Below are 13,287 nucleotides of genomic sequence, written 5' to 3'. Positions count from 1 at the left end.
GTTTTACTTTTTAAATATGCTTTTAATTTTCATTGAGATAACACCAAAAATAGCTTCAGATATTATACCACGGTGTAATTTAGATTCGCCTTTTGTTCTATCAGTAAAAATTACGGGTACTTCAACAATTGTAAAGTTTTTTAAATAGGCTTTAAATTTCATTTCAATTTGAAATGCATACCCAATAAACTTTACAGTATCTAAATTTATAGCTTTAAGCACATGATTTTTATAGCATACAAAACCCGCTGTGGTATCGGTAATATTCATACCCGTTATAAAACGTACGTACTTTGATGCAAAATACGACATAAGCACTCTTCCCATGGGCCAATTTACCACGTTTACTCCTGTTTTGTAACGCGAACCTATTGATACATCGGCGCCATTAATAGCACATGCATTGTATAGTTTTGGTAAATCGTTTGGGTTATGCGAAAAATCGGCGTCCATTTCAAAAATAAAATCATATTCTCTACTTAACGCCCATTTAAACCCATGTATGTAGGCCGTACCAAGTCCAGATTTTTCCTTTCTAACCTCTAAAAACAACCTATTAGTGTAGGTGTTTTGAAGCTCTTTAACCTTTAAAGCCGTTAAATCTGGTGAATTATCATCAACAATAAGCACATGAACGTCATTAGATTGCCCCAAAACTGCCTTTATTATAGCTTCAATATTCTCAATTTCATTATACGTTGGAATAATAACTACAGCTCCTATCATTCTAATTTTCTTGAACATTTATTTTGGCAAATGTACATTAATAAGCCCGTACTTTTTTTAAATTTTCCTTAATAATTTTGAGGTTCTTATTAATAAAATATAATAATTTTAAGGCATGCTTAGAGAAATTACACATAATGGACTTTTTACTATATTGCTAGTTATTGGCATTGCCTTAGTAGCCATTGCTAAATTAACTGACCCAAAGCGTTTTAACGACTTTATTTATGTAATAGGAAACTCTAAGTACTTGAAAATTTACTCTAGAGATCAAAAGTTTTTTGACAAATTTGATGCACTTTTATTTTGTAATTTAATAATTTGTGGCGCTACTTTTTTATATATTTTATTTAGATATTTCACAAACACAAAAAACACAAATATTAACCTATTATTTAAAATGGGCGTTGGTATTGGCGCTTTTATACTTATAAAAGTACTTATTGAAAGACTTATAGCCAGCCTTTTTGAAATAGATAAGTTGGTTGATAATTATATTTTTCAAAAAATTAGTTATAAAAATTACATTGGTATATTATTACTACCTATTAATGCCATTTTACTATACAAAATACAAGTATCATTAACTGTAATTTACATAATGGTTATTATTTTATTAATAGCAAATGTTATAGGAATAATAACATCATTTAAAATGCATCAAAGTTTTATAAAAAACTATTTATTCTATTTTATTTTGTATCTTTGCGCACTTGAAATAACACCCTATCTTATATTATACAAGGTGTTTATGAGTTAATACAGAACAAACTACTTGTGCCTATGAAAGTGAAAACAATTTTAGTATCTCAACCAGAACCTAAAATAGAGAACTCACCATACTTTGATTTACAAGAAAAGCAAAAAGTAAAAATAGATTTCAGGCCTTTTATTCATGTAGAAGGTGTTTCTGCCAAAGACGTTAGGCAGCAAAAAGTTGACTTATCAAAGTACACAGCTATAATTTTAACTAGTAGAAATGCTGTAGATCACTTTTTTAGGGTTGCTAAAGAAATGCGTTTTACTGTTCCTGATTCCATGAAATACTTTTGCCAATCAGAAGCTGTTGCTTATTATTTACAAAAATATGTTGTTTACAGAAAACGCAAAATTTATGTGGGTAAGCGCACATTTTCTGAGCTTTCGCCATTAATAAAAAAGTATAAAGACGAAAAGTTTTTATTACCAAACACTGATAAAGTGAAACAAGAAGTACCTGATACTTTAGATGCTTTAGGTGTAGAATGGAAACAAGCTACATTTTATAAAACTGTTGTAAGTGATTTATCGGATTTAGCAGATGTTTATTATGATGTTTTGGTGTTTTTCAGTCCATCTGGTATTGAATCTTTATTTCAAAACTTCCCAGATTTCAAACAGAATGATACAAGAATAGCTGTTTTTGGAAACACAACTATAAAAGCTGTTGAAGCCAAAGGTTTACGTGTAGATATTGCTGCACCAACACCTGAAACACCATCTATGACAATGGCTTTAGAAAAATACATAGACAAAGTTAATAAAGGAAAATAATTAACTTTATCGTTATTAAAAAGGCTGGTTTTTACGTAAAAACCAGCCTTTTTTCTTTAACTAATAAAACACTTAAAATGCGTAGCGTTGTGGTCCGCCACGTCTTATTTCTTCGCTACAATGCGCTTCAAACTTTTTAAAATTTTCTCTAAAAGCATTTGTTAATTTAAATGCTGTGGTGTAATAGGCCTCATCATTGTTCCAAGTTGCTCTTGGGCTTAATACACTAGTTGGCACACCAGGGCAAGTTCTTGGTTGGGCTACACCAAATACAGAGTGAATATGGTAATCATCATAATTATACAAGCCTAAATCACCATTTAAAACAGCATTAATCATAGCACGTGTATATTTAAGTTCCATACGTTTACCAACTCCATAAGGGCCACCCGTCCACCCAGTATTTACTAACCAAACATTAACACCAGATTTTACCATTTTATCACTTAACATTTCTGCATATTTTGCTGGGTGTAAGGGCATAAAAGGCGCACCAAAACATGCAGAAAAAGAAGGTACAGGCTCAACAACACCTGCTTCAGTTCCTGCTACTTTTGCTGTGTAACCCGAAATAAAATGATATGCAGCCTGACTTGGCGTTAATTTTGAAATTGGTGGAATTACACCAAAAGCATCTGCAGTTAAAAAGAAAATATTTTTAGGATTTTTTCCAATTGAAGGCACTTTAATATTTTCAATATGATGAATTGGATAACTTACTCTTGTATTTTGAGTAATGGTAGTGTTAGCAAAATCTACCACACCGTTATCATCTAAAATAACATTTTCAAGAATGGCTCCTTTTTTAATAGCATCATAAATTTCAGGTTCTTTATCTCTAGAAAGGTTAATTACCTTAGCATAACAACCACCTTCAAAATTAAAAACGGTGTTTTCGTTTGTCCAACCGTGTTCATCATCACCAATCAAACTTCTATTAGGGTCTGTTGAAAGCGTGGTTTTTCCTGTACCAGATAAACCAAAGAAAATAGCGGTATCTCCATTTTTACCAACATTAGCGCTACAGTGCATTGGCAATGTGTTTTTAAAAACTGGTAGTATAAAATTTAATGCAGAAAATATACCTTTTTTAATTTCGCCAGTATAACCTGTGCCACCAATGAGTGCTATTTTTTTTGAAAAATCTAAAATTGCAAAATTATGTTGCCTTGTACCATCAACATCAGGATTTGCCATAAAACCTGGTGCGTTAACAACCGTCCATTGCGGATTAAAGTTATTTAACTCTTCATCGGTAGGCCTTAAAAACATATTGTAAGCAAATTGATTGCTCCAAGGATACTCATTAATTACACGTATGCTCAATTTATAATTTTCATCGGCACAAGCATAAGAATCGCGTACAAATATTTCTTTGTTAGACAGGTAGTTAACAACCTTACTGTAAAGTTTATCAAATTTATCAGCATCAAAAGGAATATTGATATTGCCCCACCAAACGCGGTCTTTAGTAATATCATCTTTAACAATAAACCTATCTTTAGGAGAACGCCCTGTAAACTCACCTGTATTAACGGCCAAAGCACCAGATGAAGCCTGCACACCTAAACCTTTTTTAATAGAAATTTCATGAAGTTCTTCTGGAGAAAGTTGGTAATATAACTTGGCATTTTTAATGCCGTAACGCTCTAACGAAATCGTTTTCGTAGTTTGGGTATTATTATCCATAAATTCGTAAAAATTTAAGTTTTAAGCAAAAATAGCGGTTTATTTTAATAATTATACTTTTTAAACAGCTATTTTGTTTTAATTATTAAAAAATCTACAATTAAAAACAGCCCAAGCAAGCACAAATAGTAAGCCACCAATTGGTGTTATAAAACCAATTGTTTTAAAGTTAAACATAAATAGATTATTTGTTGCCAAACCATAAATTGACCCCGAGAAAAATAAAACTCCAAAAACAACTAAATAAAAAATAATGCTTTTAGTTTTTTCTGTTAAAAAAGAAGTGCCACCTACAAACATTAGTAATAACGCATGATACATTTGATAGCGCACACCTGTTTCAAAAGTTTTTTGAGCTTCAACTGAAATTAATGATTTTAATGTATGTGCACCAAAAGCACCTAAAACTATAGCTATTACGCCAAGTATAGCAGCAGTTACTAATATTTTTTTTGTCATTATATGTTGTGTTAATATTGCAAAATTAACGAACTAAAACTATTAATTTATTAACCGGGTCAATCAATTTTAATATTTTAGTTTTAATTTGAAATCAAATTATTAAATTAGCCTTTTAAACAGAAATCATTTTAAATGAAATCAAAAGACAAAGCTTTAACAATAGACGGAATAGACAAAAAGATATTGCGTGCCCTTATGGTAGATGCTAGAACGCCCATTTTAGAAATAGCCCGAAACGTAGGTATTTCTGGAGCTGCAATACATCAGCGTTTACGTAAACTTGAAAAATCTGGTTTAATAACTGGTTCAAAATTTGTAATAAACCCAAGAGTATTAGGCTACACAACAGTAGCTTTTATTGGTGTTTATTTAGATAAAGCCATACATAACCCAGAAGCTATTAAACAACTTAAAAAAGTACCCGAAGTACTAGAATGCCATTATACAACTGGCAACTGGAATGTATTAATTAAAATTATTTGTAAAAACAATGCACATTTAATGCACTTATTAAATGATGAAATACAAACTATTTCGGGCGTTTCAAGAACTGAAACATTTATATCACTAGATCAACAAATTGACCGCCAAATGAAGATATAAAATTAAAACCCCCGAACATATGCTCGGGGGTTTTATTTACTTGCTTACAAATTTAGTTTACCACTAATTTTAGTGTTTTTAAATCACCGCTTTCATCTTGTACTTTTATGAAGTACAAACCTTGGGTTTTAAATACGGTTTTTGAATCAATATTTATCTTTTCTTCAGTAGTTGTTGTTTTATATATGATTTTACCTCTTAAATCATAAATTTTCACATTTTTATTTACTTCAGAATTTCCTAAAATAATATTAAATTCTTCATTTTGATGTAATGGATTTGGATAAATAATTACTTTATCATTCAAAACCTCATCACTATTAACAACAGATTTAGCCTTTATATTTTTATTAGCAGTATTTGTTAAAGTTACACCAGTTTTAGAACACGCATCAATATTAGATTGCCAACTTGAACCAACAGGACGGATACTAGCTTTTAACAAATAGTTGCTTCCTGCTGCAGGCGATATTCCTAAATTTATTGTTACTATTTCTGTATCTGATCCTGCACTAACAGTTGTAGTACCTCCGGCTAGCCATGAGTTTGTAGAAGCATTCCAAAGCTCTACAACAACATCTAATTGACCATTTGAAGTGTAAGATATTGGCACTTCTATTGAAGTAGAAGATTGTAATAAACTTGGCAAACTAGCACAATCAACATCTGGAGAGCCTGCACTTCCGTTAATTAAACTAACACCTGTTTTTGTACAAGAATCAATATTAGATTGCCAACTTGAACCAACAGGACGAATACTAGCTTTTAATAAATAGTTGCTTCCTGCTGATGGCGCTGTTCCTGTATTTATTGTAACTATTGCTGTTCCAGATCCAGCACCTACTGTTTTACTTCCTTGTGCTAACCATGAATTTGTAGATGCATTCCAAAGCTCTACAACAACATCTAATTGACCATTTGATGTATAAACTATAGGAACATTAATTGATGTTGAAGTACTTAATGAGTTTGGTAAACTAGCACAATCAACATCTGGAGGACCTCCAGTATTACCACTTATTAAACTAACACCCGTTTTTGTACAAGCATCAATGTTTGATTGCCAATTTGCTCCAACAGGACGAATACTAGCTTTTAATAAATAATTACTACCAGCAGGTGGTGCAGTACCAATATTCATTGTAACTGAAGCTGTACTTGTTCCTGCCGATACAGTAGCTTTACCTTCTGCTAACCAAGAATTGGTTGTTGCATTCCATAATTCAACAACCACATCTCTTTGCTGATCAGCTGTATAACCTATAGAAACATTAATTGCTGTAGATGTTGTTAAGTCGTCTGGAAGACTGTTACAGTTAACGGTAGCAGTTGAAGGTGTTCCGCAATCATTACCAGTACAATCTACCAACTTCCACGACCTTACCCAATCATACCTAGTAGTTCTGTCAGATAAGGAACTGTTCATTCCATCAGCACCAGGACTAGGTGCAATCCAATCATATGTTTCTACAACAAATCTTAAGTACATATCAAGATTAAAATCTGACGGTAAATTTATAGTACCAACATTTTGTCCGTCTAAGAAGAATGTTGCTTCATCTTTGTTTTTATACCAAACTCCGTATGTATGAAAACCTGCCCAATTGAATCCTCCTAAAGGAGCATTGTTACCCTGAGTACCAGTTTGGTAGTTGCAACCTGCAGGCCAAGGGCAATTTATTACTTTGCCTCCTGGAGGGTTTGGGCACCATGGTGGTCTGCTATGAGAATTTGAACTCATCTCATTAGTAAAACCGTTACCACCATTAGTGTTAATACCCACACATTCTACTACATCTAGTTCTGTAGTACGTCTTTCACAAGCTGTTGGATTAGATGGCACCTCATTAATTAGCCAAAATGTTGAAGACATAAAAGTTTTGTTTGCCTTCATACTTACTTCATAATAACCAAAAGGAGCTTTATTAACACTTCTTACGGCAGCCCCTTCATGTGTCCATCCATCATATGGGTTATCTTTTGTTTTTGCTACTAATTTTAATTCACCTCCAGACACGGATACATTGGCTGTTTCAAAACGCGCTGGTTTTCTACCTTCCCATGTGGGTATGTTTTTTGCCCACTTAGTTGTTACGAAACCATTATCGAATTCATCAGATAAGTTTTCAATTTTTTCCCATTTTTTTCCTCCTGGTTTAGGATCTTGACCCGCAGAAAATGAGGGTTGATTTTGAGAAAACAGAGTCTCAAATAAAAGCAAACAACAGATTACCATTGTTTTACTAACAAATTTTTTCATGTTTATTTAGTTTAAATTAGGTTTGCTTAAAGTTATTTTAAACGAAAAACAATTTGTTGCGGAAAAACCTTTTGTTGTACTAAAAAACACATAATTATTCCTTTGAACCCACTAAATCAAACAATTAGAAAAATTTCTTACAAAAAAACCCGAATGTTTTATTCGGGCTTTGTGATTTATCATAAATTTAAAATACGTTGTAAATACTTGCTTTACCTCATTTTTATTAACCAATTACGCACATCAACTTCTTGTTTAATAATGTTTCTTAAATCATCAATTTTAACGCGTTGTTGCTCCATAGTATCTCTGTGCCTTATGGTTACTGTATTATCATTTAATGTATCATGATCTACAGTAATACAAAATGGTGTTCCGTTAGCATCTTGTCTACGGTAACGGCGCCCTACCGCATCTTTTTCATCATAAATTACATTGAAATCCCATTTTAAATCATCAACAATTTGGCGTGCAATTTCTGGTAATCCATCTTTTTTTACCAATGGTAAAATAGCCGCTTTTACAGGTGCTAAAACACTTGGTAATTTTAATACGGTTCTAGTTGTTCCGTTTTCTAGCTCTTCTTCTTGTAATGAATTAGAGAATACTGCTAAAAACATACGATCTAAGCCTATTGATGTTTCTAATACATAAGGCACATAACTTTTGTTTTCTTCAGGATCAAAATATTGTAATTTTTTTCCTGAAAACTTTTCATGCTGACTTAAATCGAAGTCGGTACGTGAATGAATACCTTCTAATTCTTTAAAACCAAACGGAAATTTAAACTCAATATCGGCAGCGGCATCAGCATAATGTGCTAATTTTTCATGATCGTGAAAGCGGTATAAATCTTCACCCATACCTAAGCTTAAATGCCATTTCAAACGGGTTTCCTTCCAGTGTTCATACCATTCTTTTTGTGTGCCTGGTTTTATAAAAAATTGCATTTCCATTTGTTCAAACTCACGCATTCTAAAAATAAATTGTCTAGCAACAATTTCGTTTCTAAACGCTTTACCTGTTTGCGCAATACCAAACGGAATTTTTAAGCGGCTAGTTTTTTGCACGTTTAAAAAGTTTACAAAAATACCTTGGGCTGTTTCGGGTCTTAGGTATAAATCCATAGCATTTTCGGCAGAAGCACCAAGTTTGGTACCAAACATAAGGTTAAACTGTTTTACGTCTGTCCAGTTTTTGCTTCCAGTTAATGGGTCTGCTATTTCTAATTCTTCTATTAAGGCTTTAACATCGGCTAAATCTTCGTTTTCTAAAGACTTTGCCATTCTAGATAGCGTGGTATCAATTTTTTCTTGATAACCTAAAACTCTAGCATTAGTTGTTACAAATTCTTCTTTATTAAAGGCTTCACCAAAACGCTTTGCGGCTTTAGCTACTTCTTTATCTATTTTTGCTTCAATTTTAGCACAATAATCTTCTATTAAAACATCAGCTCTGTAACGTTTTTTAGAATCTTTATTATCAATTAATGGGTCATTAAAGGCATCAACATGTCCTGAGGCTTTCCAAGTGGTTGGGTGCATAAAAATGGCAGCGTCAATGCCTACAATATTTTCATGCATTTGCACCATGGCTTTCCACCAATAGTCACGTATGTTTTTCTTAAGTTCAGCACCGTTTTGTGCATAGTCATAAACTGCGCTTAAACCATCATAAATTTCGCTACTTTGAAATACATACCCGTACTCCTTTGCATGCGATATAACCTTCTTAAATTTATCGTCTTGATTTGCCATAGCTGCAAAAATATAAAACCGACAATTAACTATTACAGTTCTTTAATAAAATTTGATATAATTTCATGATTATTTACTTCTACTTAACTATTTTACTAATAGCTACAGACATTTACTTAAATATAGCAAGATAAGTATTAAAATATTTTTTTAGTTTTCTTGCTATTAAAATTATACCAAAAATGACCTTAAAAACCATTATTTTAAAATTCATTTGTAATATGTTATTATTGTAAAACTTTAAATTGCATGATGCCAAATAATTTAAAAAAAGTCTTTCTACTTTTTTTTATGCTATTCTTTATAGCATATAATTTTCATGCTCAAAAGTTTACAGACAACTATAAAATTACCCACTTTAAGTTACCAATAGAAACCCATACAAATGATATTTTAGAAGACACCTTTGGTTTTGTATGGATTGCCTCATCAAACGGGTTGTGGCGTTATGACGGTAGCAACTATAAAAATTACAGCAAGAATGAAAACGATAAAAACAGTATAACTGATAATAATATTTCATGTTTATATGAAGATACCGAAAAAACACTATGGGTAGGCACCTATGGTGGTGGATTATTAAAGTACAACCGAGAATGTGATTGTTTTGATAGGTTTATACACAATGAAAACAACCCACAATCTTTAAGTTTTAATGAGGTTAGAACCATTTTTGAAAGTAAAAACAAACAATTATATATAGGTACAGATGGTGGCGGATTAAACATACTTAACAGAAGCACCAATACATTTACATGGTATAAACATAAAACCTCTGACACTACTACCCTTAGCCACAATAATGTATTAGCTTTAGAAGAAGATCCTTATGGTAATATAATTGTTGGTACATGGATTGGCTTAAACATTTTTAACACCAAAAACAAAACGTTTAAGCGTGTGCTACCAAGTAAAGAAACACAGCCACACTTTAGCCTTGAGTATTACAATGGAAAATTAATAACATCATTTAAAAACTTTTCTATTTACAAAACCAATAGTGCTTTTAAACCCTTAAAAGTTTCAAATTATACTGGGCGATACGTTAAAAAAGAAAACAGTAACAGCTGTTGGTTTTTAAGCAATAATACCATTTCAATATTAAATGAAGACTTTAAACTAAAAAAACAAATTTATTTAAATAAACTATTTAACCTAGATTATGATTTAGTTTTAAATAAAGTGTTTCATAACAAAAATAAAAACACCTCTTGGGTAGCAGCTAATAATGGTAGTTTTTTTCTTTTTGAAAAGAAAACCAGTCCGTTTAAATACTTCACAAAACATATTTCTGGCTACAGCACCATAAGTAAAACCCATTTAAATTATTGGATTGTAAAAAACAACAACGTATTTATTTACACAAAAAAGGATAGCACCTTCAATAAAATTAAAATTAGTTTTATTGGAAAACCATACGTTGCAACAAACTTTAATAAAAATGTTTGGATAGCCGATTCTAAAAACATTTATGAGTTAACTGTAAAGGGTGAATTATTAAATACCACGGCCTTAAAGTCTGACCCTAGAAGTATTATGTTATCAAACAATGGCAATTTATGGTTAGGAGAAATTTTAGGCGTTAAAAAATACAATATTGCCTCAAATAGTATTTTAAAATTTGAATGCACCTCAGACACTCCTAATGGTATTGGGTATTTTCATTGGGCTTCTGTAATTTTTGAAGATAGCAAAGGCCAAATATGGATTGGGACTAATGGCGATGGTTTAAAAAAATACTTACCTAAAACCAATGAATTTGAACATTACAGACATAAAATTGGAGACAAAACAAGCCTAAACAACAATTTTGTAAATGAAATTTTTGAAGACAATAAACATAATTTATGGATTGGAACAAAAGTAGGTTTATGTAGGCTAAATGAAAAAACTGGCACATTTTTTCAATGTGAAAACCCTGTAATTAAAGACAAAATAATTAATGCTATTGAACAAGATCAAGAAAACAATTTATGGATTGGAACCTTAAACGGATTAATTAAATATAATTACATAACTGATGAAATTCGTGTTTTAAATGAACAAGATGGCTTGTTATCTCATAAAATAGGTCTTTCTAGCTTACATTTAGATACAAACCAATTAGTTTTTGAAACTGATAAAGGCTTAATGCTATTTAACCCAAAAGCCATTGAAGAAAACCATAAACCATCACACATTTACATCTCAAAACTTTGGGTAAACAATACCATTGTAAAACCCAATAGTAAATATATTTCTAAAAATATTGAAGTAGAACAACAAGTAAATTTAAGTTACAAAGACAAAAAATTTGAATTTGAATTTCAAGTTATTAACTACAACAATAACGGACGCTGTAAATTTGCATATAAACTAGATGGTTATGACAAAACCTGGATTAATGTTTACGGTAACCAAAAGGCAACCTACACTAATATTCCTTCAGGTAAATATACTTTTTTAGTTAAAGCCAGTAATGAAGATGGTGTTTGGAGCAATAACATTAAAAAATTAAACATACATATTAAACCTCCTTTTTGGAATTTAATATGGTTTAAAATAGTAATATCACTGTGTATTATAGCTTTATTTTTTCTTGTTATTTGGTTAATAATTAAACGCGAAAGACATCGCTCACAATTTGAAATAGAAAAAGAACGCGTTTTACAAGCAGAAGAGCTAACCAAATTAAAATTAAAATTTTTCACCAATATTTCTCATGAGTTAAGAACACCCTTAACACTAATATCGGCTCCATTAAACAAATATATTCAAGAGCAAACCAAACCCAACAACAAAGTTTTAGAAATGATGTATCGCAACAGCTCTAGGTTGTTAGAATTGGTTAATCAAATTTTAGACTTTAGAAAACTAGAAACCACACAAAAACTACACGTAACTACACACAGAGATGTATCAGTATTTAATACCATAAACGCATCATTATTATATTGGGCAAAAGAAAAAAACTTAACCTACAAAAGTAAATTTCCTGATGAAAACTACGAGATTTATTATGATACCGATGTAATAAAAAAAATAACCACAAACCTGCTCTCTAACGCCTTTAAATACACCCCAAAAGGCGGCAAAGTATCTTTATTAGTAAACTATTTAAACACTAAAGTAGATACTAATAACAAACTATTAAATGGAACTCTGGAAATTAATGTAATAGACAATGGTTCTGGAATACCTGAAGCATACCAAGAAAAGGTTTTTGAACGTTTTTATCAATTAGATGAAAACCCAGATTTTGGTTATAGTAGTGGCATTGGTTTATCATTAACCTCAGAGCTAGTTAAACTTCACAAAGGCAGCATAGAGTTAAAAAGCAGCAAAGAAAAAGGCAGTTATTTTAAGGTAAAAATACCCATTGGCCTGCATGATTACAATAACCTTAACAACGTTACAACAACAGTTTTACCAAAAATAAACACTGAAAAAACTTTAATTTTAATTGTTGAAGATAATGCAGATATTAGAAATTATATAAGCGAAGAACTTAAAGACACGTACCAAATAGTTGAAGCCGAAAATGGCAAAAAAGGGTTTCAAATTGCCATTACCACTATACCTGATGTTATTATTAGCGATATTATGATGCCAGAATCAGACGGCTTACAACTTGCAAACCAACTAAAAAGTAATGAACTTACAGCACATATACCTTTGCTATTTTTAACAGCCAAAACAGGAGAGCAAAACAAAATTTCAGGACTAAACTCGGGTGCTAATGATTATATTCAAAAACCGTTTAATATTTCAGAAATAAAACTTAAAATTAATAATATTTTAGAAAGCAGAAAACAACTACTAAAAAAGCATTTAAAAGCACACAACACCCAAGAAGCCAACACACAAAATAGCACACCTGATAAATATCTTGAAAAAATAAACTTAAAGCTAAATGAACATTTAGATGATTCAACATTTTCTATTGATGAATTATGCAAAGAGCTCACTATAACAAGATCTCAACTTTACAGAAAAATACAAGCATTAACAGGAAAATCTATAATAGAATATATAAATTTCTACAAGCTTACAAAAGCAATGCAATTAATTAAAACAGGCCGGTACACTTTAAAAGAAATAGCTTACAAAGTTGGCTATAATGACAACCGATACTTTAGTCGTGCTTTCAAAAAAGAATTTGGTAATCCGCCGTCTCATTACCTTCCAAAGGGTTAATTTCACTGTATTTGTTTAATAAATACACCATTTTACAAAAAAAATCCACCTCATTTTTTGGTGTCTAGAATATATTTGGAA

At 31.3% G+C, this 13,287-nt stretch carries 9 protein-coding genes; 4 read left to right on the top strand and 5 right to left on the bottom strand.

Translation table 11 applies throughout. The features are described from left to right. Positions 1-3 precede the first annotated feature (3 nt). A complete protein-coding gene (locus FUA26_RS09085) occupies positions 4-726 on the bottom strand; it encodes a polyprenol monophosphomannose synthase (RefSeq protein WP_147134748.1) in 723 nt (240 codons plus the stop codon). A 115-nt stretch (positions 727-841) separates the two neighbouring features. On the opposite strand from FUA26_RS09085, the gene FUA26_RS09080 reads away from it, so the two are divergent. After that, positions 842-1,486, top strand: a complete 645-nt coding sequence (locus FUA26_RS09080; protein ID WP_147134742.1) for a DUF4271 domain-containing protein — start codon at positions 842-844, stop codon at positions 1,484-1,486. A 23-nt stretch (positions 1,487-1,509) separates the two neighbouring features. Further along, positions 1,510-2,259, top strand: coding sequence for a uroporphyrinogen-III synthase (locus tag FUA26_RS09075; protein WP_147134739.1), 750 nt, complete (start codon positions 1,510-1,512; stop codon positions 2,257-2,259). 72 nt (positions 2,260-2,331) lie between these two features. On the opposite strand, the gene pckA is transcribed toward FUA26_RS09075, so the two are convergent. Both pckA and FUA26_RS09065 read right to left on the bottom strand, forming a co-directional pair. Beyond that, complete coding sequence (gene pckA / locus FUA26_RS09070) at positions 2,332-3,948, bottom strand: phosphoenolpyruvate carboxykinase (ATP) (RefSeq protein WP_147134736.1); 1,617 nt, start codon at positions 3,946-3,948, stop codon at positions 2,332-2,334. A gap of 78 nt (positions 3,949-4,026) precedes the next feature. Next, entirely contained in the window at positions 4,027-4,407 is a 381-nt protein-coding gene (locus FUA26_RS09065) for a DUF423 domain-containing protein (protein ID WP_147134734.1), read from the bottom strand. Between the two features lie 135 nt (positions 4,408-4,542). Between FUA26_RS09065 and FUA26_RS09060 the strand changes: the two genes are divergently transcribed. Then, on the top strand, positions 4,543-5,013 hold the full coding sequence (locus tag FUA26_RS09060; protein WP_147134731.1) for an Lrp/AsnC family transcriptional regulator: 471 nt from the start codon (positions 4,543-4,545) through the stop codon (positions 5,011-5,013). Positions 5,014-5,065: 52 nt separating this feature from the next. Here FUA26_RS09060 and FUA26_RS09055 read toward each other — a convergent pair whose 3' ends face one another. Both FUA26_RS09055 and FUA26_RS09050 read right to left on the bottom strand, forming a co-directional pair. Next, complete coding sequence (locus FUA26_RS09055) at positions 5,066-7,273, bottom strand: T9SS type A sorting domain-containing protein (protein ID WP_147134728.1); 2,208 nt, start codon at positions 7,271-7,273, stop codon at positions 5,066-5,068. 212 nt (positions 7,274-7,485) lie between these two features. Then, complete coding sequence (locus FUA26_RS09050) at positions 7,486-9,030, bottom strand: glycine--tRNA ligase (protein WP_147134725.1); 1,545 nt, start codon at positions 9,028-9,030, stop codon at positions 7,486-7,488. Between the two features lie 249 nt (positions 9,031-9,279). Here FUA26_RS09050 and FUA26_RS09045 point away from each other — a divergent pair, with 249 nt between their 5' ends. Further along, positions 9,280-13,206 (top strand): hybrid sensor histidine kinase/response regulator transcription factor, encoded by a 3,927-nt coding sequence (locus FUA26_RS09045; protein ID WP_147134722.1) that lies wholly within the window; start codon positions 9,280-9,282, stop codon positions 13,204-13,206. The last annotated feature ends 81 nt before the right edge of the window (positions 13,207-13,287 follow it).

The organism is Seonamhaeicola algicola (assembly GCF_007997385.1).
GTDB lineage: Bacteria > Bacteroidota > Bacteroidia > Flavobacteriales > Flavobacteriaceae > Seonamhaeicola > Seonamhaeicola algicola.
Note: the sequence above shows the minus strand (reverse complement) of the source record. Positions and strands in the feature narration are given on the sequence as shown.